At 58.2% G+C, this 21,958-nt stretch carries 19 protein-coding genes; 7 read left to right on the top strand and 12 right to left on the bottom strand.

Annotated elements, in window-relative coordinates:
- Positions 1 to 77: 77 nt before the first annotated feature.
- The 11 genes from AUC61_RS06825 to cbiE all read right to left on the bottom strand — a co-directional run bounded on the left by AUC61_RS06825 (position 78) and on the right by cbiE (position 14,180).
- Complete coding sequence (locus AUC61_RS06825; protein WP_243245186.1) at positions 78 to 917, bottom strand: urease accessory protein UreD; 840 nt, start codon at positions 915 to 917, stop codon at positions 78 to 80.
- A 64-nt stretch (positions 918 to 981) separates the two neighbouring features.
- The gene (urtE, locus tag AUC61_RS06820; RefSeq protein WP_243245184.1) at positions 982 to 1,680 is read right to left on the bottom strand and encodes an urea ABC transporter ATP-binding subunit UrtE; all 699 of its coding nucleotides are present in this window, start codon (positions 1,678 to 1,680) and stop codon (positions 982 to 984) included.
- A gap of 112 nt (positions 1,681 to 1,792) precedes the next feature.
- Positions 1,793 to 2,653: an urea ABC transporter ATP-binding protein UrtD gene (gene urtD / locus AUC61_RS06815; protein WP_243245183.1), complete on the bottom strand. Its 861-nt coding sequence runs from the start codon at positions 2,651 to 2,653 to the stop codon at positions 1,793 to 1,795.
- A complete protein-coding gene (gene urtC / locus AUC61_RS06810; protein WP_243245181.1) occupies positions 2,650 to 3,729 on the bottom strand; it encodes an urea ABC transporter permease subunit UrtC in 1,080 nt (359 codons plus the stop codon). The genes urtD and urtC overlap by 4 nt, the downstream gene beginning before the upstream one ends.
- Positions 3,729 to 5,300 (bottom strand): urea ABC transporter permease subunit UrtB, encoded by a 1,572-nt coding sequence (gene urtB / locus AUC61_RS06805; RefSeq protein ID WP_243245179.1) that lies wholly within the window; start codon positions 5,298 to 5,300, stop codon positions 3,729 to 3,731. Before urtB ends, urtC begins: the two co-directional genes overlap by 1 nt.
- A gap of 166 nt (positions 5,301 to 5,466) precedes the next feature.
- Entirely contained in the window at positions 5,467 to 6,732 is a 1,266-nt protein-coding gene (gene urtA, locus AUC61_RS06800; protein ID WP_027901346.1) for an urea ABC transporter substrate-binding protein, read from the bottom strand.
- Between the two features lie 199 nt (positions 6,733 to 6,931).
- A complete protein-coding gene (locus AUC61_RS06795; RefSeq protein WP_243245177.1) occupies positions 6,932 to 10,021 on the bottom strand; it encodes a hypothetical protein in 3,090 nt (1,029 codons plus the stop codon).
- 302 nt (positions 10,022 to 10,323) lie between these two features.
- Positions 10,324 to 10,794: a copper chaperone PCu(A)C gene (locus AUC61_RS06790; RefSeq protein ID WP_243245175.1), complete on the bottom strand. Its 471-nt coding sequence runs from the start codon at positions 10,792 to 10,794 to the stop codon at positions 10,324 to 10,326.
- A 352-nt stretch (positions 10,795 to 11,146) separates the two neighbouring features.
- Positions 11,147 to 11,884: a cobalt-precorrin-6A reductase gene (locus AUC61_RS06785; protein WP_243245173.1), complete on the bottom strand. Its 738-nt coding sequence runs from the start codon at positions 11,882 to 11,884 to the stop codon at positions 11,147 to 11,149.
- Entirely contained in the window at positions 11,881 to 12,978 is a 1,098-nt protein-coding gene (locus tag AUC61_RS06780; protein ID WP_243245171.1) for a cobalt-precorrin-5B (C(1))-methyltransferase, read from the bottom strand. Before AUC61_RS06780 ends, AUC61_RS06785 begins: the two co-directional genes overlap by 4 nt.
- Complete coding sequence (cbiE, locus tag AUC61_RS06775; RefSeq protein WP_243245169.1) at positions 12,978 to 14,180, bottom strand: precorrin-6y C5,15-methyltransferase (decarboxylating) subunit CbiE; 1,203 nt, start codon at positions 14,178 to 14,180, stop codon at positions 12,978 to 12,980. Before cbiE ends, AUC61_RS06780 begins: the two co-directional genes overlap by 1 nt.
- 117 nt (positions 14,181 to 14,297) lie before the next feature.
- On the opposite strand from cbiE, the gene cobG reads away from it, so the two are divergent.
- The 7 genes from cobG (at position 14,298) to AUC61_RS06740 (ending at position 21,320) form a co-directional block, all read left to right on the top strand.
- The gene (gene cobG, locus AUC61_RS06770) at positions 14,298 to 15,650 is read left to right on the top strand and encodes a precorrin-3B synthase (protein WP_279290931.1); all 1,353 of its coding nucleotides are present in this window, start codon (positions 14,298 to 14,300) and stop codon (positions 15,648 to 15,650) included.
- Positions 15,643 to 16,269, top strand: a complete 627-nt coding sequence (locus tag AUC61_RS06765) for a precorrin-8X methylmutase (protein ID WP_111754887.1) — start codon at positions 15,643 to 15,645, stop codon at positions 16,267 to 16,269. The genes cobG and AUC61_RS06765 overlap by 8 nt, the downstream gene beginning before the upstream one ends.
- Entirely contained in the window at positions 16,266 to 17,000 is a 735-nt protein-coding gene (locus AUC61_RS06760) for a precorrin-2 C(20)-methyltransferase (RefSeq protein WP_422765076.1), read from the top strand. Before AUC61_RS06765 ends, AUC61_RS06760 begins: the two co-directional genes overlap by 4 nt.
- On the top strand, positions 17,000 to 18,703 hold the full coding sequence (gene cobJ, locus AUC61_RS06755; protein WP_243245166.1) for a precorrin-3B C(17)-methyltransferase: 1,704 nt from the start codon (positions 17,000 to 17,002) through the stop codon (positions 18,701 to 18,703). The genes AUC61_RS06760 and cobJ overlap by 1 nt, the downstream gene beginning before the upstream one ends.
- Positions 18,704 to 19,142: 439 nt before the next feature.
- Entirely contained in the window at positions 19,143 to 19,952 is an 810-nt protein-coding gene (locus tag AUC61_RS06750; protein WP_243245164.1) for a hypothetical protein, read from the top strand.
- 52 nt (positions 19,953 to 20,004) lie between these two features.
- Entirely contained in the window at positions 20,005 to 20,682 is a 678-nt protein-coding gene (locus AUC61_RS06745) for a hypothetical protein (RefSeq protein ID WP_243245161.1), read from the top strand.
- Positions 20,679 to 21,320, top strand: coding sequence for a hypothetical protein (locus AUC61_RS06740; RefSeq protein ID WP_243245159.1), 642 nt, complete (start codon positions 20,679 to 20,681; stop codon positions 21,318 to 21,320). The genes AUC61_RS06745 and AUC61_RS06740 overlap by 4 nt, the downstream gene beginning before the upstream one ends.
- 10 nt (positions 21,321 to 21,330) lie before the next feature.
- Here the strand turns inward: AUC61_RS06740 and AUC61_RS06735 are convergent, their stop codons facing one another.
- Positions 21,331 to 21,927: a MarC family protein gene (locus tag AUC61_RS06735; RefSeq protein ID WP_243245158.1), complete on the bottom strand. Its 597-nt coding sequence runs from the start codon at positions 21,925 to 21,927 to the stop codon at positions 21,331 to 21,333.
- Between the last annotated feature and the right edge of the window lie 31 nt (positions 21,928 to 21,958).

Genomic DNA, 21,958 nt, shown 5'->3' with positions numbered 1-21,958 from the left:
AATAGTGAGCACACGATTGCAGGAAAGTCGTTCCGACTTTATCGCGAGCAAGCTCACTCCTACAGATAAATGGGGGGTCAGGTACTCCAGATTCGTGGCGCCACCGCTTCGCGACCCAACAGCGCCGGGCGCAGCAGTTTCCATATTTCGATCATCCAGGCCCGTGCGTGCAAGGCCTCATCAGCCAGGCAGCGCGCCACCAGTAAACCGGGCAGTTGGGTGAGATCACCGCGTACCAGATTGGGCACCGAGCGGCAGGCCTCAAGCAGTTCGCTATCAATCTCCCCTGTCATGAGCAGAGTGCCGAATACAGTCTTACCGTTCAGACCTATTGGGGAGTCGAGCAAGCCGTCGCCGCCGATGATGCGTTGCCGCTCATGCCACAACAACTTGCCGTCCCGGCGTATATCCAGATGGGCCTGAAAGTGCCCGTTCTCGAAACGCTCGCCGCTCGCCGGTCTGCCCAGCGCCACGACGTCCCAGTAAAACAATCTGGCATTGCCTTGCAGCTCGATACGTGTGGTCAGTTCAGCCTGCGCGTTGCTGAAGACGATGGTTTCCTGCGGCAGCCATTCCAGCGTCGCGCCAGGCGCCACGCTCAGATCAAGTTGCTGATAAGCCGGACCTGCCGCGCGATACCACTTGGCGGCGCCGGGGCTGGTCAACTGCGCCCAGGCATCAGGGCCGACGCTGGCGCTGATGTCCAGGCGGTCGCCACCGGCGATGCCGCCGGGTGGATGAACAATAATGTGCTGGCAAACTTCCGGGCCTTCGGCGTACAGGTGTTTTTGCACCCGCAGCGGGCCTTTGTGTCGGCGCTGGGTGGGTCGCGTACTGTCGCCAAAACGCCCATAGCCCAGCTCCAGCTCGGCATGCCAGCTGGGTGTGAACAACGCGGTGTGGGCGGGAAGATTCATGTGATCGCTTTCATGCTTCTGGAAAACAGCAGTTCAGGAAGACTGCACCTTAACGGAATACCACTCAGATGGTCACCAGACCACGCACGCCTTCGGCTTCCATATTCTCGCCCCGACCTTGCTGGACGATCTCGCCCCGGGACATCACCAGATACTGATCGGCCAGTTCGGCAGCAAAGTCGTAGAACTGTTCAACCAGCAGAATAGCCATGTCACCTCGTTCCGCGAGCTTCTTGATCACTGCGCCGATTTCCTTGATCACCGACGGTTGAATGCCTTCGGTGGGTTCATCGAGAATCAGCAGGCGAGGACGGCTTGCCAGCGCACGACCAATCGCCAGTTGCTGTTGTTGACCACCCGACAGGTCGCCGCCGCGTCGATGTTTCATCTGCAGCAAAACCGGGAACAGCTCGTAGATGAACGCCGGGACTTCTTTCGCCTCAGAGCCTGGAAAGCGAGAAAGCCCCATCAACAGATTTTCTTCAACGGTCAGCCGCCCGAAAATCTCGCGGCCCTGTGGCACGTAAGCAATCCCGGCGTGCACCCGTTGATGGGGTTTGAAGCCGGTGATCGCTTTGCCTTCCCACTGAACTGCGCCTTCTTTGGCAGGCAGCAGGCCCATGAGCACCTTGAGCAACGTAGTCTTGCCCACGCCGTTACGACCCAGCAGGCACGTCACTTCGCCGACCTTCACATCAAAGGACAGCCCGCGCAGGATGTGGCTACCGCCGTAGTACTGATGAAGCTTTTCGACTTGGAGCATGTTCGTTTCCCAAACAATTTCGGGTTACCTGTAGGAGCTGCCGGAGGCTGCGAAGGCGGTGTGTCAGGTTTATCGCTTTCGCAGCCTTCGGCAGCTCCTACAGGGTTAGCAATTATCTTCCGAGGTAAACCTCGATAACTCGTTCATCCGCCTGCACATCTGCCAGCGAGCCCTCGGCCAATACGCTGCCTTGGTGCAGCACGGTGACGTGGTCGGCAATTGAACCTACAAAGCCCATGTCGTGTTCCACCACCATCAGCGAATGCTTCACTGCCAGGCTCTTGAACAGCTCGGCGGTGAATTCGGTTTCGGCGTCGGTCATGCCTGCGACAGGTTCATCGAGCAGCAGCAATTGAGGGTCCTGGACCAGCAACATGCCGATCTCCAGAAACTGCTTCTGCCCGTGAGACAACAAGCCCGCCGGGCGTTGCATTGAACCGGTCAGGCGAATGGTCTCCAGTACTTCGTCAATGCGATCGCGCTGTTCACCGCTGAGTTTCGCCCGCAGGCTGGCCCATACCGACTTGTCGGTTTTCTGCGCCAGCTCAAGGTTTTCAAACACGCTCAAAGCTTCGAACACGGTGGGCTTCTGAAACTTTCGACCAATGCCCGCTTGAGCAATTTCCACTTCGCTCATCTGTGTCAGGTCGAGGGTTTCACCGAACCAGGCCTTGCCGTGACTTGGACGAGTCTTGCCGGTGATGACGTCCATCAGCGTAGTTTTACCCGCGCCGTTGGGGCCGATGATGCAGCGCAGTTCGCCGACGCTGATGTACAGATTCAGGTCGTTGAGCGCCTTGAAGCCATCGAAACTGACGCTGATGTCTTCCAGTGTCAGGATCGTGCCGTGGCGCGTGTTCAGGCCTTTGCCGACGCTTTGCCCCAGGCCGATTGCATCGCGACTGGTGCCGATATCGGAGTTGGGATCAATAATCGGCTCAAGCATGAACGCTGGTGTCGGAGTGGTTTTCATTGTTCGCCCCTCTTCTTGAGCAAACCGATCACGCCTTTAGGCAGATACAGCGTGACGATGATGAACAGCGCGCCGAGGAAGAACAGCCAGTATTCCGGAAAGGCCACGGTGAACCAGCTCTTCATGCCATTGACCAGACCTGCGCCCAGCAGCGGGCCGATCAGCGTGCCGCGCCCGCCCAGAGCAACCCAGACCGCCGCTTCAATGGAGTTGGTCGGTGACATTTCGCTCGGGTTGATGATGCCGACCTGCGGCACATACAACGCGCCAGCCAAACCACAGAGCACCGCGCTCAGCACCCAGACGAACAGCTTGAAGCCACGCGGATCGTAACCGCAGAACATCAGGCGGTTTTCCGCATCGCGCAGTGCGGTCAGCACCCGGCCGAACTTGCTCTGCGCCAGACGCCAGCCGACATACAGACTCGCCACCAGCAGAATCACCGTCGCCAGAAACAGCGTGGCGCGGGTGCCTTGAGAACTGATGCTGAAGCCCAGAATGCTGCGGAAATTAGTGAAGCCGTTATTACCGCCGAAACCGGTTTCGTTGCGGAAGAACAGCAACATCCCGGCGAAGGTCAATGCCTGGGTCATGATCGAGAAATACACGCCCTTGATCCGCGAGCGGAAGGCGAAGAAGCCGAACACCAGCGCCAGCAACCCAGGCGCCAGTACCACCAGACACATGGCCCACAGGAAGTTGTCGGTGCCTGCCCAATACCATGGCAGTTCGGTCCACGACAGGAATGTCATGAACGCGGGCAGACCGTCCCCGGCCGCTTCGCGCATCAGGTACATGCCCATGGCGTAACCGCCCAGAGCGAAGAACAGCCCGTGCCCCAACGACAGTAAGCCGGCGTAGCCCCAGACCAGATCCAGTGCCAGGGCGACGATGGCGTAGCAGAGGATCTTGCCCACCAGCGTCAGGGTGTAGGCCGAGACCTGAAAGCTGTTATCGGCAGGCAGCAAGGACAACAGTGGCATCGCCAGCAGGATGGCGAGCACAACCACGCCTACAGCCAACGTACCTTTGGGGCCGACCTTTTGAGCAGCAGTGACCATCAATGGTTGGTTCATCAGTCGATCACCCGTCCTTTCAATGCGAAGAGGCCTTGCGGACGTTTCTGGATAAACAGAATGATCAGCGCCAGGATCAGAATCTTGCCCAATACAGCGCCAATTTGCGGTTCGAGAATCTTGTTGGCGATGCCCAGACCGAAGGCCGCCATGACGCTACCGGCCAGTTGCCCGACACCGCCGAGCACCACCACCAGGAACGAATCGATGATGTAGCTCTGGCCCAGATCGGGGCCTACGTTACCGATTTGACTGAGGGCGACGCCGCCCAGGCCTGCAATGCCTGAGCCCAGCCCGAAGGCCATCATGTCGATGCGCCCGGTTGGCACGCCGCAACAGGCGGCCATGTTGCGGTTCTGGGTCACGGCACGCACGTTCAGGCCCAGCCGCGTCTTGTTCAGCAGCAGCCAGGTCAACACCACCACGAACAGTGCAAAGCCGATGATCACGATGCGGTTATACGGCAGCACCAGATTGGGCAGCACCTGGTAACCGCCGGACAGCCACTCAGGGTTGGCCACTTCAACGTTCTGCGCGCCGAAGGCCAGACGCACGGCCTGGATCAGCATCAGGCTGATGCCCCATGTGGCGAGAAGCGTTTCCAGTGGTCGGCCATACAAGTGGCGAATCACTGTGCGCTCCAGCGCCATCCCGATGGCTGCCGTGACGAAAAATGCCACTGGCAAGGCAATCAATGGGTAGTACTCGATGGCGCCCGGCGCATAACGCTGGAACATCAGTTGCACGACATACGTGGAGTAAGCCCCCAGCATCAACATTTCGCCGTGGGCCATGTTGATCACGCCCAGCAAGCCGAATGTGATCGCCAGGCCGAGCGCCGCCAGCAGCAGAATCGAGCCCAGCGACATGCCGCTGAATGCCTGACCGAGTAACTCGCCCACCATGAGTTTGCGTTTGACTTGCGCCAGGCTGGTTTCGGCCGCGATACGCACGCTGGCGTCAGTTTCGACGCCCGGTGCCAGTAAGGTTTCCAGACGCGTGCGGGCCAGCGGATCACCGGTTTCGCCGAGCAGGCGAACGGCCGCCAGACGTACGGTCGGGCTGGAGTCAACCAATTGCAGATTGGCCAGTGCCAATGTCAACGCGTCATGGACATCATCGTCTTTCTCATCGGCCAGACGTACGCTCAAAAAAGGCAACTGCGCAGGGCGCGCCGATTTTTGCAATTGCAGCGCAGCGGCCAGACGCAATTTTGCGTCCTCAGCCAGCAATTGATGGCTGGCCAGCGCGGTATCCACCAAACCACGCAAGCGGTTATTCAGGCGCAGTTTGCGCGGTTCATCAGTCGGCGGAGTGTCCCCGTCGACCGCGACATACTGGTCGCCGGTTTCGATAAAGGCGCGTTTGTTGCCGTCGGCAGCGACGCGTCCTTCCTGCAAGGCATTGATCAGTACAAGGCGTTCCGGAACGGGCTGGGCAGCCCAGCTTTCCAGCAGTTCGGCCTGTTGTGCGGAACTGGCCGCCACGAAATCACCGGCATCGCTGGCGTGCGCCGCCACAGGCAGCAGCAAGGCGAGGGTGAAGATGAAGCGGTACAGAATGTTGGGCATGGCGGGTGTCCTGAAAGGCGTCCAGATCGGGTGGATCTGGTGATCCCTGTAGGAGCTGCCGAAGGCTGCGATTGCGGTGTGTCAGGGGAACCCTATCGCAGCCTTCGGCAGCTCCTACAGAAGATGTGTTCGACCGCACCATAGGGGCGGTCGAACATCCAGCGTGTTAGTTACTCTTCACCGCATGATCCGGCTTCTTGTCGTTGCCCGGGATGTATGGGCTCCATGGCTGGGCGCGGATTGGCTCTTTGGTCTGCCACACAACGTTGAACTGACCGTTGTCTTCGACTTCACCGATCATCACTGGCTTGTGCAGGTGGTGGTTGGTTTTGTCCATGGTCAGGGTGAAACCCGATGGCGCGGCGAAGGTCTGACCCGCCATGGCTTCGCGGACTTTATCCACATCGGTGGACTTCGCTTTCTCCACCGCTTGCGCCCACATGTGGATGCCCACGTAAGTGGCTTCCATCGGGTCGTTGGTCACCGCCTTGTCTGCGCCCGGCAGGTTTTTCTTCTTGGCGTAGGCTTTCCAGTCAGCGACGAACTTGGTGTTAACCGGGTTCTCTACGGACTGGAAGTAGTTCCAGGCGGCCAGGTGGCCCACCAGCGGTTTGGTGTCGATGCCGCGCAGTTCTTCTTCACCTACCGAGAACGCTACAACCGGCACGTCGGTAGCCTTCAGGCCCTGGTTGGCCAGTTCTTTGTAGAACGGCACGTTGGAGTCGCCGTTGACGGTGGAAATCACAGCCGTCTTGCCGCCCGCCGAGAATTTCTTGATGTTGGCAACGATGGTTTGATAGTCAGCATGGCCGAACGGGGTGTAGACCTCTTCGATGTCCTTGTCCGCTACACCCTTGGAGTGCAGGAACGAGCGCAGAATCTTGTTGGTGGTGCGCGGGTAAACGTAGTCGGTACCCAGCAGGAAGTAACGCTTGGCAGCGCCGCCGTCTTCGCTCATCAGGTACTCGACCGCAGGGATCGCCTGCTGGTTTGGCGCTGCGCCGGTGTAGAACACGTTTGGCGACATTTCTTCGCCTTCATACTGAACCGGGTAGAACAGCAGACCGTTGAGCTCTTCGAATACCGGCAGAACGGATTTGCGCGATACCGAGGTCCAGCAACCGAACACTACGGCCACTTTGTCCTGGGTCAGCAACTGACGGCCTTTTTCCGCGAACAGCGGCCAGTTGGATGCCGGGTCGACAACCACGGCTTCCAGCATCTTGCCGTTGACGCCGCCCTTGGCGTTGATTTCGTCAATGGTCATCAACGCCATGTCTTTAAGCGAGGTTTCGGAGATAGCCATGGTGCCGGACAGCGAGTGCAGAATGCCGACCTTGATGGTCTCGGCAGCTTGAACGGTCCATGTAAGGCCCATGGCGGCGATGGACGCGGACAGGGTAAAGGCTTTGATCAGACTGCGACGCTTCATTGGGCTAGCTCCGTTGTTGGTATTCGATGGGGCGCACGAGATAACGCATATCTGATTGCTGTTTAGCAAAGGCTGGGCCAAGGCGCGAAATAGCGCGCCTGAGCGGGAAGTTGTCCTGTTGGACAGGAATGTTGCGCACCAGTGTGGGACTTGTCCTGCACACTGGTGCGTGGCATTGCGCCTTATTGGTGCTTGATCGTCAGAGCATCAGTTCGGTATTGCCGGAATAAAGATCAAACATCTTTTCCGGAATGGCGGCGGGGCTTTTGAAGTAAACGTAGAAACGCTTGCCGACCAAGCGGCTTGCCACCAGTTGCAACGGCGTGGAAGGAGGGATTGCTACGTGGTCTCCCAGAAAGCTGGTGAACAGGTTTTTCTTCGGCACAGACTTGTTGAAAATGACAAATACGGTGCTGTCCTCACTGCTGGTTGCCTCGCGAATGAATCCGTCACGGCTCCACTGCTCGCTGCTCCAGCGGCTGACAGAGGCAGACTGAATACCGTTATCGACGAACACCTGTCCGATCTCAGTCGTCAGTTTTCGTAGCCCCGCGGCGCTGACAAGTGCAGCGCGGTAAGCCCGCCCCTGATATTCGTTGAGGCTATAGAACTCGTTCAGAAAACGAAGGGTCCACGGAGTGCGCACTCTGGCGCGCAGCAGGCTGTTGATGGGCTGCGAGCCGCCTTCACAGTAATCAAGTATTTCGGGCATATCACTGGCATTGGACGTTTGTGCCAAGTGCAGATAGTTACGATTGAATGCCTGTTTGGACACGGTGCTGACCTCGTCCACCGAGTTCGGCCAATCCTTGGTCACATCGCCCAGTTCCCGGTCCGACTGCCTCAATAACAGGCTGCTTATTCTGGCGCGCAGTGTTTCTATTTTGCTCCAGACCCCCGGGCTAGACTCCACCGCATAGGAGCTCTCTCCAATCAGCAAATCAGGATTAGTGGCGTCTACCCGATAGAGTCGACAGTGACCGAACAGCCAGGGCTGGCGTTTGATGAAATATTGTTGGTCACCTATCCGGACCGCGTGGAACTGACCGGCTTGGTAGGGCACAACGGCATCCAGATCTGTGTGTTGCGATGTCTGGCTGGACGACTCCAGATAGCCGATCTGCTCTTCACCTTCGGTGGTGGTGCGTTGTACCAGGGGAGAGGCCGGACGAAGATTTTCGAGCGCAGTGAAGGGTTCTCGATTGGCCACCCATCGACCCAGCGCCGCAGCTCCAAGATATCCGACGGCACAGAGCAATTCGAATGCAGCCCCATGGTAATCACCTTCCCTGAGATGTTGAAAAGCCTCCCAGAGTTTGAACAGACCTATACCCGCCGCCAAGGCAATGAGTACCGGTGATGGAATGAATAGCATTGCAATATTCAGCGCGATGCTGCCAAACAATGCCCCGTGTTTTTTGATCACCTCGGGCCGGAAGTGAAGCTCATGCCTGCGGGTATGCTTGAGGTCATGATGGGTCATGAGGTAATCCTGGCCCTCATCAACGTAGTCAGGTTCGCCAAAAATAAAGCTGGGCAGCTTTGCTGGCGCTTTCAGGTGTTTGTACGTTTCCCTTGCGCGAAAGTGCTTGAGCCATTGCTCGTACTCTTCGGCGCTGCATTCAACCGGGCGACTTTCTTCGGGGAGCTGGCGTAGCAGGTAGCGGGTGAAGTCGGGATGATCCAGAAACTGCTCACGCATGGCCTTCTCGTCGGGATACCAACGAAATACCCGACTGTCCGGGGCATTCAGGGTACAGAGCAGCATCGGCTGATCGGCGGTTGAACCTTGTGGTGCGATGCGCATGACGTCAGGGAGCGGGTGTTGTTCAAGGATCATGAAGTCGAGGTTGATCGTTTTGCCATCGACCTGCTGCCGGGTTTCGACGCAGGGGTTATCAATGATGACCTTCATCCATGCCCTGGCCGCGTCGGGCAGCGGGTCAGCCTGAGCCTGTACCTGATCCATGCGCAGTTGGGCGATGGCGAGGCTTCTCACATTATCGAGCCAGGCTGCCTGATGAGTCCCCTGAGGTTGCGGGCCGTCGGGTATGTCCTTGCACAGATGATGCAACTGGATGATCGATTTACTGTAATCCTGCGCGGCAGCCACCCAGGCCTGCTGGTGCTCATGACTGGCTGTAGACCACCAGTTCGGCATGCCCCTGGCGATCAGGCGATGGTCGTTGCGATCAAGCATCCGCGCATTGTCCAGGTGCGCAGCCTGGGCGAGACGCATCGGCAAGGTTCGCACAAACTCATCTGCGTCCGTCTTCTGAGCTTTTGCCTGGCTTATCAGATAGCTGAAGTCGGCTTGTTGCCTGGCTAATTGTTGATCAAACAGCACCTGCAATACATCGCCTTGTAGCACCGACAACTGCCACGTTGGTGATGGGGTTGGGAACGTAATAACTTTAACCCTTGAAACGGCGCTGAGGTTTTGTATGGTGTCGCCAAAGCGCGCGTTCAGCGAGTTGATCATCGCTGCAATGCTCGTAAAGCCCTCAAGGCCTTGATGTTCAGTACGCAACAAGACCTCACCCAGAGTGCTGTCATCTAATGCGGGGGGAGTCAGGCTATGGGTGTGCGTGAGGATAAACGCCCCGGGTAAAATCTGCGCTTCGCCCTGGCCATCCATCAGCGCCAGTTGAAAGGCCCCGTATTTCTGTACGGTGTCGTCATCGGCAGTGCGTGGCCTGTTGAGTTGATCTTCAAGCATGGCGTGCTGGCTAATAGTCAGCAGGTTTTGCTCGACTGCCGCTTCGGACTCCAGCAGCAATGCTTTTCTGCGCTCGGTGATGAATCGCTCGCGTCGGCTGATGCCCTTGTCCAGACAGGTCCAATAGTTAGCCAGCTGTTGGCGATAGGCAGGCTCAAGTGCGTTGTTGAAATCCTTGTACAAGTCCAGGATGTGCTGGCATTCCAGATGCGCGATTTCATCGCTTTCAGCCACGGTGTTCGCGGCTTTGTAGAAGCCTGTATGGACCGACAGATCGAAACTTGCGCGTCCCAGAGCATGATTGAGGAGTGTGCCTCGAACGGGCTCCGAGTGCCTGAACTGGCGCAGTGAGCGTTCAATGGTGGGATGGCTTTGCACGGGCAGTTGAGTGAAAGGCGGGATAGTCAGGCTTTTCAGCGTGTAGGTCGTCAGCCATGTGTGGTTGATGTCGAGGCTGACGCGAGGGTGATCGCGTTTGAGCAGACGCAGAAATTCCTGTTCGGCGACGGTACGAAAGTCCGGCGGATACGCCGGGCTGCTGGCAGCGTTTGATACAGATTGAGTAGACATGATTCCGTTTCGTTTTGTGAAAGATGCAGCTCACGAAATCGGATTTGGGGGGAGGGTGTCTGTCGGCTGGAGGGCGTTTTTTTGTTGGGGATATTCTGCAACAGCTGTAGGCGTTTAGCGGTTTAAACGCAGGAAATTGCGGCTGTCCATGGCACCGCGCTGTCGCAAAGCAAACACAGGACCTGTAGGAGCTGCCGAAGGCTGCGATGGCGGTATATCCGAAGGAATGCTTCGCAGCCTTCGGCAGCTCCTACAAGGGGCGTGCGCATTCAGTAATATCGAGTCTGCCAGGGGGGTGCCTGTCAGTGACTGTGCGCGGATGCCCCAGGTGGCTGTTTCAGCACTTCAACGGTTACCGTCACATCGCCGGACTTTTCGAAGTGCAGGGTCAACGGGAAGGTTTTACCGTCGGTTAGCGCAGCCTTGTCCTTCAGGTCCAGCAGCATCACGTGATAACCCATTGGCGCGAATACGGCGTCGCCACCCGCAGGGACTTCCACGTTGGGCACCTGCTGCATTTTCATCAGGCCATTGGCGTGCACGTGCTCGTGAAGTTGAGCTGCGCCTGCGATGGGCGTGTCTGCGCTGAGCAATCGGTCTGCGTTCTGGCCATTGTTGTGAATGACAAAATAGGCCGCGACGGTTGGCGCATTGGGCGGCAGCTCCATGGACCAGGGGCTGGCGATATTCAGCTCGGCTGCGCGGTAGTCAGCGGCACTGGCGTAACTCACTGGCAGCATCAACGCCGTCAGCATGAGCAGGTGCTTCAACATTAAACAGACTCCTGTCGATTGAGCTTTCATTTAGCCTGAACAACCTGGCGATGTAAAAAGCCCGGCATGTGGCGCGATGCCGCGCTGTCGCGCAACAAAACATGGGGCCTGTAGGAGTGAGCTTGCTCGCGATTTCAGTATGCCAGTCAATAAATACATCGGCTGTGCTGACGTAATCGCGAGCAAGCTCACTCCTACAGAAAAAGCATTTCAAACCAGATGATTGATTTTTTTTGATAGATGCATTCTATGCTGACCTACGAACGCAACTCCCATGGGCCGGTACATCCGCAGCCTGTGCATCGTCTGGATTGCCACCTTCCCGAATAAATTCGGTCCTACAGGATTGGCATCAGAGCTGAGACTGATGCAGTGCCTCAAGCAGCGCCGCTGCAGAACCAAACTCCCGATCCACCTGCGGCAATTCCGGGCGCTTGAGTATTAACAACGGCACTTTCAGCTCACGGGCTACTTCCAGCTTGGCCTCGGTCGCATCGCCACCGCTGTTTTTGCTGATAAGCACATCAATGCTGCGCCGCTGAAAGAGCGCGCGTTCGTCCTCCAACAGAAACGGACCGCGCGCACCGATGACTTCGCAGCGCTCGTGTCGGGGCAAGTCTCGCAGGGTGTTTTCCAGGGCGCGTAACGTCCAGAACTGATGAGCAGGGATTTCACTCAGATGCTGCAACGGCTCGCGACCCAGTGTGAACAAGGGCCGTTGGAAGGGCTGTAGAGCCAGGATCAGTTCGGCCCAGTCCGCCACTTCGCGCCAATCGTCGCCCGGACCTGGCTGCCAGGCAGGTCGGCGCAAAGCCCAGCAGGGCACACTCGCCAGTTCGGCGGCGCGGGCAGCGTTATGGCTGATTTGCGCGGCGTACGGGTGCGTCGCGTCGATCAGTAAATCGATGCCTTGCCCGGCAATGAATTGCGCCAACCCTTCAGCGCCGCCATAACCGCCGACGCGAACTTCGCAGGTAAGATCCGTTGGCACTCGACCCACTCCAGCCAGGCTGTAGATATGCTGCGGCCCGAGTGTGCGGGCGATGGCTAGCGCGTCGGTAACGCCGCCGAGCAGCAACAGACGGTTCATGAGCTGACCCCGGCAGTGCCGACGATGCCGCCTTGGCGATCAATGGCGAATACTTCAACTTCGACCTGCGCGGGCACCACGCTGCGGGCGAAGTCCAGAGCGTGCTGGCAAACGATGTCGCCCAAGGGCACATTCACTGCCGAACACATCGCCAACGCTTGCTGGCTGGTATTGGCCTCGCGAATGGCCTGTTGCAGAGCCTCGTCGGCACCGCCATCGGCCGCCCAGCGTGCCAGTTGTGGCAGATCAATGCTCGAATGGCGGCTGTGCAGGTCCATGTGCTTTGCAGCCAGTTTGCTGATCTTGCCAAAGCCGCCGCAGATGCTCAGTTTGGCCACCGGTACTCTGCGCAGGTGCTTGAGAACAGCGCCGACGAAGTCGCCCATTTCTATCAGTGCAATGTCTGGCATCTGGTAGACGCGGCGCATGGTGTCTTCGCTGGCGTTGCCGGTGCAGGCGGCGATGTGCAGATAACCGTTGGTTTTGGCGACGTCGATCCCTTGATGGATCGACGCGATATACGCCGCGCAGGAAAACGGCCGGACAATACCGCTGGTGCCTAGAATCGACAGCCCGCCAAGAATGCCCAGGCGTGGATTCATGGTTTTAAGGGCCAACGCTTCGCCACCCTCGACGTTCACCGTAATCTCGAATCCACCGGTGTAACCTTGCTCGTTGGCGAGTGTTTGCAGGTGCTCGATGATCATCATGCGCGGTACGGGATTGATCGCGGGCTCGCCGACTTTCAGCACCAGACCGGGCCGCGTCACGGTGCCAACCCCATGGCCCGCGACGAACTCGACTGTCGGCTTTTCCAGCAGGCGCACGCCGGAAAAAACCAGTGCGCCGTGGGTAACATCAGGGTCATCGCCAGCGTCCTTGATCGTTCCGGCTTCTGCGCCTTGCGCCGTGAGCCGGCAGAACTCCAGACGCATCTGAACCCGTTTGCCTTTGGGCAGGACGATCTCCACCGCATCGTTGACCTCCCCACCCAGTAACAGCCGCGCTGCCGCGAGGCTGGTCGCTGTCGCGCAACTCCCCGTGGTCAGTCCGCTGCGTAGCGGTGCAGGTTGTTCGGCGGTTTCATCACGCATCAGGGTTTGACCACGTCCAGTAAAGTGATGGGCAACGCCTGACGCCACGTGTCGAAATCGCCCAGCGGCTTGGCATGGGCGATATGGATGCGGGTCAACTCACCGCCGTGCAGGTCGCGCCAGGCCATTAAAGTGGATTCGCTTTGCAGGGTGACGGCATTGGCCACCAGACGTCCGCCTGAGCGTAGCTGTTGCCAGCAGGTATCCAGCACACCGGGTCGGGTCACGCCGCCACCAATGAAAATGGCGTCTGGTTGCTCAAGTCCCGCGAGGGCCTGAGGCGCGCTGCCGCGGACCAGTTGCAAGCCCGGCACGCCCAGCGCGTCGCGGTTGAATTCGATCAGTTGCTGACGGCCTTCATCGGCTTCAATGGCCAGCGTCCGGCAGGTGGGATGGGCGCGCATCCATTCGATGCCGATAGAACCGCAGCCCGCCCCGACGTCCCACAACAGCTCGCCGGGCACCGGGGCAAGGCGTGCCAGTGTGATCGCCCGAACATCGCGTTTGGTCAGTTGGCCGTCATGCTCGAAGGCTTCATCGGGCAAACCTGCCAGCGGCGAAAGACGCAAGGCGCTGGCGTCTGCGCGGCAATCGATCGCCACGACGTTCAGCGCGGCAATCTCCGGGTTGGCCCATTCACTTGCCAGACCTTCAACACGACGTTCTGCCGAGCCGCCCAGATGTTCCAGTACGGTCATGTGGCTGGGTCCGAAACCACGTTCACGCAGTAAACCGGCAATCGCTGCCGGGCTGCTGCCGTCATTGCTCAAGACCAGCAGGCGTACACCGTGATGGAATCGGGCATTCAGCGCGGCCAGCGGCCTCGCGACCACGGACAGGGTCACTACGTCCTGCAAAGGCCAGCCCAGCCGGGCAGCGGCCAACGAATAGGAGGAGGGCGCAGGCAGGATCAGCATTTCTTCGACAGCGACGACGCGTGCCAGACTTGCGCCAACGCCAAACAGCATCGGATCACCGCTGGCCAGCACACACACCTCTGCGCCGCGCTGTTCAAGCACCGGGTTAAGCGAGAAGGGGCTGGGCCAGGCGCGGCGTTCAGCTTTGATACAGGGCGGGAGCAACTCCAGCTGACGCGGGCCGCCAAACACCTGATCAGCGCGCAACAGAGCGTGCCGGGCATTCTTGCCCAGGCCTTTGTAGCCGTCTTCACCGATTCCCACGACTGTCAGCCAGGGCGACATTTGCTTACCTCAATCCGATCTTCCGACAGAGCGGCTTTTCATGCCTGCGGACAAAGCAGGCATAATACCGCGCCTGCCAGGCACAAGTGCCTATTCAAACCAATTCATGGTGATCCATTGACCGAGCCGAAGTCCGCTCGCACGCCTGTAACGTCCTTACGCCCCTCGGCCTGTCCGGGGTTGCTGCGTATCGTCCCGGCACTGGATGGCGGAATCTGCCGGATCAAACTGGCGGGCGGTTCGATCAGTGCTGCTCAGGCACATGCCGTGGCTCACGCGGCACAACGTTACGCGCATGGCGTGATCGAAGCCACCAACCGCGCCAACCTGCAGATTCGCGGTATTGGCGACGGGCAGGCGGCATTGATCGACACGCTGCTGGCGGCCGGGCTTGGGCCCAACAACCCCGACAGCGATGATGTGCGCAACCTGATGCTCAGCCCGGTGGCGGGTCTGGACCCGCACATGTTGCTGGACGTGCGACCTTTGACCGCGCAAATCCTGCATGCGCTGGAAGCCAATCCGCGCTTTCATGACCTGTCGCCCAAGTTCGCGCTGTCGCTGGATGGCGGTGAAGCTATGGTGATGCTCGAACATCCCCATGATCTGTGGCTCTCGGCGCTTAACGTGGATGGCAGGCTCATGCTGGGCTTCGGGCTGGCTGGCTGTCCTGCTGATGATTCGCCATTGGCAGCGGTTCCAGCGGAAAACGCACTGGAGCTGGTGCTGGCGGTTCTGGAACTGTTTCTGGACACGGCTCGTCCGGAGCAGGTGCGCATGCGTCATCTGTTGGCCGAGGTGCCTGCGCGGCAACTGCTTCAACGGTTGCAGCAGCGTTTGAGTGTTGAGCTTAGAACTGATCAAAAAATAACCCTGTGGCGTCGTCCAGCCGTCAGCCGTCACCAGCATCTGGGCATTTATCCACAGCAGCAAACCGGCAAAGTAGCCGTTGGCGCTGCTGTTCCATTGGGGCGACTTGACCCGGCGATGCTGAGCGCTGTTGCGCAACTGGCGACTGAGTTTGGCGACGCGACTCTGCGTTTTACGCCTTGGCAAAGCCTGCTATTGCCGAACATTGCAACCGGGCAGGCCGCGCATGTGTTGCTTGCCCTGCAAACGGCCGGTCTGCTGTGTTCCGCGGAACAACCTTTGGCGCAAATCATTGCCTGCACAGGTTCGAGTGACTGCGCCAAGGGCCTGGCCGATACCAAAGCCGATGCACGTTTGCTGGCCGGGCAATTGCAACGCAGTGGCGTCAGCCGCGCAGTGCATCTGTCGGCCTGCAAGCGCTCCTGCGCAGCGGCGCATGTGGCATCGGTGACGTTACTGGCGGTATCCCCGGGCCATTACGACCTTTATTTTCGCGATGCAGTGCAGCCCGGTTTCGGTGCCCTGCAAGCGCGTGACCTCACTATTGAAGCAGCCGGCGCGTTATTGATCGCCGACTCACGGAGCAACACCCATGATTGATTACATCCGCGATGGTCAGGAGATTTATCGCAATTCCTTCTCGATCATTCGCGCTGAGGCGCGCCTGGACACCATCCCTGCCGACCTGGAAAAACTCGCCGTGCGGGTGATCCACGCCTGCGGCATGGTCGAGGTGATCGAGGACCTGCGCTTCTCGGAGGGTGCTGGCAAGGCCGGTCGCGATGCGTTGGCCGCGGGTGCGCCGATCCTCTGTGATGCGCGCATGGTGTCCGAAGGTATTACGCGCACGCGTCTGCCCGCCAACAATCAGATCATCTGCACCCTGCACGATGAAGGCGTGCGGGAAATGGCTCTGGATTTGGGCAATACCCGTTCAGCCGTGGCTTTGGAGCTGTGGCGTCCGCATCTTGAAGGCAGTGTGGTGGTGATCGGCAATGCGCCGACTGCACTGTTCTATCTGCTGGAAATGCTCGACGCCGGCGCGCCGAAACCGGCACTGATCCTCGGTTTCCCGGTGGGCTTCGTCGGTGCCGCCGAATCCAAGGCCATGCTCGCCGCGGATAGTCGTGGCGTGCCGTTTGTGATCATGCAGGGTCGTCGCGGCGGCAGCGCCATGGCGGTGGCAGCGGTCAACGCCCTGGCCACGGAGATCGAATGATGCAGGCACGCGGTCGATTGATTGGCCTGGGCGTCGGCCCCGGCGACCCGGAACTGATTACCGTCAAGGCGTTGCGCCTGCTGCGTGAGTCGCCAGTGGTTGCTTACTTCGTCGCCAAGGGCAAGAAGGGCAACGCGTTCGGCATCATCGAAGGTCATTTGCAGGATGCCCAGACGTTAATGCCGCTGGTTTACCCGGTGACGACCGAAGCGTTGCCTGCACCGATGTCCTACGAAAAAGTCATCAGTGATTTCTACGATGAGGCCAGCGTCGACGTGGCCGCCCATCTGGACGCTGGTCGTGACGTGGCGGTGATCTGTGAAGGCGATCCGTTCTTCTACGGTTCCTACATGTATTTGCACGATCGTCTTGCTGATCAATACGAAGCCCAGGTTGTTCCGGGAGTGTGTTCGATGTTGGGTGGCGCTTCGGTGTTAGGCGCGCCATTGGTGTACCGCAATCAGAGCCTGTCGGTACTGTCCGGCGTGCTGCCCCATGAAGAACTCAAGCGCAAACTGGCCGACGCTGATGCTGCGGTGATCATGAAGCTGGGCCGTAACTTCCCGAAAGTCCGTCAGGTTCTGGAAGAGTTGGGGCTGGCCGGGCGGGCGCTGTACGTTGAGCGCGCCACCATGGCTAATCAGAAAATCGTCCCGCTGGATGAAGTGGTGCCGATGTCTTCGCCGTATTTCTCGCTCATTATTGTTCCGGGCGAAAGGTGGCAGGGCTGATGACACAGAACATTCCAGCCATTGTGATTCTGGGCAATGGCAGCCTGGCGACCGCCCGACGCATTCAGCAGTTGTATCCGGAATCACTGGTTTACGGCCTGATTGATCGTGTACAGGGCGCCGACAAAAGCTACAGCGAATTTGGCACGACCTTGCGTCAGTTCTATCAACAGAACACGCCAATTATTGCCCTGTGTGCCGCAGGTATCGTGATTCGTACCCTCGCACCGCTGCTGCTGGAAAAGGGCGCGGAGCCTGCTGTGCTGGCGATTGCTGAAGACGGCAGCGCGGTTGTGCCGTTGCTGGGGGGGCTTGGCGGAGTCAATGTCATGGCTCGGGAGATCGCCGCAGGTCTGGGTATCGCGCCTGCGATCACCACCAGCGGTGAGCTGCGTTTCGGGACCTGCCTGCTCAATCCGCCCAGTGGCTATGCACTGGGCGACCTTGAGCTGGGCAAGCGCTTCGTGTCCGATTTGCTGTCAGGTGAAAGCGTGCGCATCGAAGGTGCTGCGCCCTGGTTGAGCAAAGCGCAGTTACCGGAGGACGAACACGCGCAGTTGGCGATCCATGTGAGCTGTGCCGAGCGCGAGCCGTCGGCCAATGAGTTGCTGATCTACCCGCGTTGTGTCGCGGTGGCTGTTACGGCGATATCTGCCGATCTGGCCGTCAATATTCGAGCGGCGCTGCACGATGCGGGCATCGCCGTTCAATCGCTGGCCTGTCTGTTGGCGGCTGATTTGCAAATGGCTGATCCACTCTTGCATCAAGCTGCCCGGGAGCTGGATGTCGTGCTGCGTTTTGTTCCCGCGGCATCGGCGCTCGATATGGCTGCCCGGGCTGTGCCGCAACTGCTGCCGCCTATCGATAGGCACGACGGATTGGCGGTTGCTGTTGCACCTCATCCGCTGGACGTTCAGCAGATCGGTAAAGGGCGCGGCAGGCTTGCGGTCATCGGGCTGGGCCCCGGAGCCGCTGAACTGATGGTGCCAGCGGTGAAGGCTGAGCTGGCTCGGGCCAACGATGTACTGGGTTATGAAACCTACGTGCGCATGGCCGGGCCGTTTCGCGCCGATCAGGTCATGCACTGCACTGATAACCGCGAAGAAATGCAGCGCGCACGACACGCTTTCGAACTGGCGGCCTCCGGGCGCTCAGTGGTGGTCGTTTCATCTGGCGACCCAGGTGTGTTCGCGATGGCCGCAGCGGTGCTGGAAGCCCTGCATGAATCAACCAACCTGGATTGGCATAACGTCGAGCTGGAAATCCTTCCAGGGGTCTCCGCGTCGCTGGCGACCGCCGCACAGGCTGGCGCGCCATTGGGTCACGACTTCTGCGTGATGTCGCTGTCGGACAACCTCAAGCCCTGGGACATTATCGAAAAGCGTCTGGACCTCGCCTCTCAGGCCGATCTGGCGCTGGCTTTCTACAACCCGATCTCCCGTTCTCGCCCATGGCAACTGGGGCGAGCGCTTGAAATCGTTCGCCAGCACCGCACTCCTGAAACGCCTGTGACGCTGGGGCGTGACATCGGTCGACCGGGGCAGACCTTGCGCATCATTACGCTGGGCGAACTGACACCCGAGCAGGTAGACATGCGCACGATGGTGTTGATCGGTTCATCGACGACCTGCACGTTTGCACGCGCCGAGGGTGGCCAGTGGGTCTACACGCCGCGATGGTATGGGGATAAACCCGCAGGCTAAGACGCTGGAGATCGGGCAGCCTCCTGTGGTGCTTCAAGCACACAGCGAGGCTGGCGATTTTACCGTTCAGTATGGCGACTGTCCCAAGTCCTTCAGTTATTAAATACTTGTGGGAAATAAGACTTTTATAAAGGCCTTTTAGAAACTGCTCTGTCCGAAAGTTCTTTGTTTGAAGTAATCCCTCTGGTTAGAGCGCGTCAAGTGTCTGAGGCGGGTAGCCAATAAATAATTTGTCATGGGTCATGACTTGTCATCGCTCATATTCTTGCCTAGAGTGAATGTGTGACGCCGATCTAATCTTGCTCAAGAATAAAAATAATAAGAAAGGCTGTCGTCGCTTAATAAAGGCAAGGCACTATTTAGTCGGTCTGATTTTAATGTGCTGATCAAGCACTGAGCACACGCTCGTGGACGAGTTGTTAATTAAAGGGAATTTCCAATGAACGATGCATTAGATTTTTATGAAACGTCTCCTGGGCGGATGAGTTTTGTCAGGGACCTGGATCTGGATACCCCTTCGTTGTTCGAGCGACGCAATCCTCTTAGCCGTGCCCGCATGGCGCTGGGGCAAGAGCTGGACCCGAAGAACGATGAGGGTGCGGTAGTTGCCAATACCATTTTGGGTTTTGTCGCCGGAATGTCGCGAGAAAACAAGGACGCCGTTAAAAAGACGGTGTTGCTTGCAGTGCTTGTTGCCGACAAACATTTTGGCAATGCACGGGGCGGAGAAAACTGGTTCAACAAATTTTACAGTGTGATGAATGCTTTGGGCTGGGTCCCGGAGCATTGGGATTACGCGCAATACCGGACCAGTGATCAGCGTTTCTCGATGGAACAGGTCGGCTTGAAAATCCTGGGCTCTGCCATTGCGACCATTGCAGGCGCTGGCCCCGCTGCACTGGTGTTGGCAAAAATCGCGAAGGATGCGATCGAAGCGCTCCAGGTCAGTAATGAGCCCGTGGAGCTGTTTAAAAGGCACACTCGGGATTACGACAAAGGAAATTTCTGTATTGGTTCGTGTATTGAGTCTCAAGGGGAAGTTTATTTTGCATTGGGCGCAGTAAGGTGCGACGTGCGAATTAACACTGTCGACGTATTGTTCACCGAGTGGCATAACTCGACGATCAATATCTCCCGTGGAGAGGCTGCCTGGCTGCTCGATCAGGAAGAGTACAGTTTCCATCGCGCAGATATTGTTAAAAAGTTGCGTGATAAGGCAGCGCGCGATATTGCCAGCTATCCGATCTGAAGTTTCGGGGAGCGTGAGCTCCCCGTTTTATTTGATTGCCAGGACGAATGCCATGTGTGATGTTGCGCTGGACGCGTATGTTAATGCCCGCGATTTTATAATGTTTGATACGAGGGTTGATCCTGCCGTTAAATCAGATGTTCTTATGTCGACCCTGTATACCCAGTTGGCGGCCGACAACAAAGTATCAACGATGACTGATTGCCCGATGTGGCGGAAAACCTATCTGGACGCGATGACCACCTTTGGTTGGCGGCTACGCGACAGCGATTGTTATAGCCATGCACCAGACGGCGCCGTTGCGCTTAACGTCTGGACACTGATAACGGATGTTTTTGTACAGAAAGGCTTCAACAAGTTACCTGCCCGTGCAGGTGATTTTGTCGCCCTCGCCAGTCCATTGCTCGCAAGCCGCAAGCAGGGAGAACCTTTTGCGCCCCAAATCCATGATGGGGCGGTAGCGTTAGCCAGCGTGCAGTTCCAGGTCAGCTTTGTGTCTGCAGAGCATGTTCTGAACTCGGTACTGGTTTCGTTCAACACGCAGGAGCCCCTGAGCGTCCATCCACTGTTGGAGCCGCTTGATCCGGCGCTTATCGTCGGTGCCATTGACGTTATGTTTTTTTCGGCCGAGCTGCTGGAACTCCACTACGACATGTACCGGGACGCTTTCGACTCTGCCTTGGCCGAGAGAAAGAAGACGCTGACTGTTCGAATCGGGGGTGAGCGATGAGTGAGATGACATCGAGTGTCGTAGTCGCTGGCAGTAACCTTATTTCCTTCATGACAGGGCTCACGCGTGAAGAAAAGAAAGATGTCTCTGATTTGCTGAGGTACGCCGATTACTTTGCCAGCCAGACCTTTGACCGAAGTGAGTTATGGACCAGTTGGATGGAGTACTACCGTAACCGACTGGAGAAATTCAGTACGGTAAAGGCGCGCATTGTAAAAGAGCCCATGGTGATAACCGACGCTGAAGAGCTGGAGCAGATCACCGCCAGCGTCGTAGGGACAACTGGCTCGTCCAGCCTCGCCAGGCTGATGCAACACAGCCTGAGGAAGGTCAGGATCGACAAGGACGCTCGATTGTTTTTTCAGCATGGCCGAGGCAGCGGTCGCCTGCGGACGTTCCAGGTGGTCGGTTGTGAGAAGACGCCTGCTGGTCAGATATTGATCGTGCTGTGCGCCCTACACGCCAATGCGTACACCGAGGTGGATATTCTGGGCCTGTCCGAGCGGATCCAGCGCGACATTGTGCTGCGTATCAGCGGTGGCGTGTATGAGCTGAACCGTGAGCAATATGCGATGCAGCGGGAAAGCATCACTTCGAAACTGAGGTACGTCAGCCGTCTCACAATTCAAGACATCTGAATCAGGTTTTTCAAGGCACCAGATAGCCTCGAACCCCGGTAAAGATGATCTGCGCTGCCAACGCGCAGACAAACAACCCCATCAACCGACTGACGATCTGCAAACCTTGTTCACCCAGGATGCGTTCAATGTTGTTGGCCAGGTACAGCACCACGCCAACAGTCAGGCTGGCTAAAGCAATACTGAAAATAGCAGTCAGCTTGTCATCCCAGTGAGGCTGGCTGACGCCCATCACTAACAGCGCACCAATGGTACCGGGGCCGACAGTGAGCGGAATGGTCAGCGGGACGATGGTCACGTCTTGCTGAACATTGTCGGTCTGTACCGCCGACTTGCCCTGCGCCATTCCCAGTGCAGAAATGAACAGCACGCTGCCCGCGCCGATTCGGAATGCATCAACCGTAATGCCAAATACGCTGAAGATCACACGACCGAACAGGTAGAGCAGCACGCTGGAAATCAGGGTCGCCAGTGCCACTTTCCACGCCAGACGCCGTTGCTCTTTGCGCGAGTGACCACGGGTCAGGCTGATGAAACAGGAGAGGACGAAGAACGGGCTATAAAGCACCAGCATCTTCAGATAAACGCTGAACAACACATGGAGCATGGCTTGGGCTCGGCAGCAGGTAAGACGTGGC

It is taken from the genome of Pseudomonas maioricensis (genome assembly GCF_022790535.1).
Classification (GTDB): Bacteria; Pseudomonadota; Gammaproteobacteria; order Pseudomonadales; family Pseudomonadaceae; genus Aquipseudomonas; species Aquipseudomonas maioricensis.
The sequence above is the reverse complement of the archived record's forward strand: the minus strand, read 5'-3'. Positions and strand labels throughout refer to the sequence as shown.

What these genes read in the sequence shown, in the direction of transcription:
- AUC61_RS06825 (WP_243245186.1), bottom strand. Translation starts at nt 917, where the DNA reads ATGAATCTTCCCGCCCACACCGCGTTGTTCACACCCAGCTGGCATGCC.
- urtE (WP_243245184.1), bottom strand. Translation starts at nt 1,680, where the DNA reads ATGCTCCAAGTCGAAAAGCTTCATCAGTACTACGGCGGTAGCCACATC.
- urtD (WP_243245183.1), bottom strand. Translation starts at nt 2,653, where the DNA reads ATGAAAACCACTCCGACACCAGCGTTCATGCTTGAGCCGATTATTGAT.
- urtC (WP_243245181.1), bottom strand. Translation starts at nt 3,729, where the DNA reads ATGAACCAACCATTGATGGTCACTGCTGCTCAAAAGGTCGGCCCCAAA.
- urtB (WP_243245179.1), bottom strand. Translation starts at nt 5,300, where the DNA reads ATGCCCAACATTCTGTACCGCTTCATCTTCACCCTCGCCTTGCTGCTG.
- urtA (WP_027901346.1), bottom strand. Translation starts at nt 6,732, where the DNA reads ATGAAGCGTCGCAGTCTGATCAAAGCCTTTACCCTGTCCGCGTCCATC.
- AUC61_RS06795 (WP_243245177.1), bottom strand. Translation starts at nt 10,021, where the DNA reads ATGTCTACTCAATCTGTATCAAACGCTGCCAGCAGCCCGGCGTATCCG.
- AUC61_RS06790 (WP_243245175.1), bottom strand. Translation starts at nt 10,794, where the DNA reads ATGTTGAAGCACCTGCTCATGCTGACGGCGTTGATGCTGCCAGTGAGT.
- AUC61_RS06785 (WP_243245173.1), bottom strand. Translation starts at nt 11,884, where the DNA reads ATGAACCGTCTGTTGCTGCTCGGCGGCGTTACCGACGCGCTAGCCATC.
- AUC61_RS06780 (WP_243245171.1), bottom strand. Translation starts at nt 12,978, where the DNA reads ATGCGTGATGAAACCGCCGAACAACCTGCACCGCTACGCAGCGGACTG.
- cbiE (WP_243245169.1), bottom strand. Translation starts at nt 14,180, where the DNA reads ATGTCGCCCTGGCTGACAGTCGTGGGAATCGGTGAAGACGGCTACAAA.
- AUC61_RS06765 (WP_111754887.1), top strand. Translation starts at nt 15,643, where the DNA reads ATGATTGATTACATCCGCGATGGTCAGGAGATTTATCGCAATTCCTTC.
- AUC61_RS06760 (WP_422765076.1), top strand. Translation starts at nt 16,266, where the DNA reads ATGATGCAGGCACGCGGTCGATTGATTGGCCTGGGCGTCGGCCCCGGC.
- cobJ (WP_243245166.1), top strand. Translation starts at nt 17,000, where the DNA reads ATGACACAGAACATTCCAGCCATTGTGATTCTGGGCAATGGCAGCCTG.
- AUC61_RS06750 (WP_243245164.1), top strand. Translation starts at nt 19,143, where the DNA reads ATGAACGATGCATTAGATTTTTATGAAACGTCTCCTGGGCGGATGAGT.
- AUC61_RS06745 (WP_243245161.1), top strand. Translation starts at nt 20,005, where the DNA reads ATGTGTGATGTTGCGCTGGACGCGTATGTTAATGCCCGCGATTTTATA.
- AUC61_RS06740 (WP_243245159.1), top strand. Translation starts at nt 20,679, where the DNA reads ATGAGTGAGATGACATCGAGTGTCGTAGTCGCTGGCAGTAACCTTATT.
- AUC61_RS06735 (WP_243245158.1), bottom strand. Translation starts at nt 21,927, where the DNA reads ATGCTCCATGTGTTGTTCAGCGTTTATCTGAAGATGCTGGTGCTTTAT.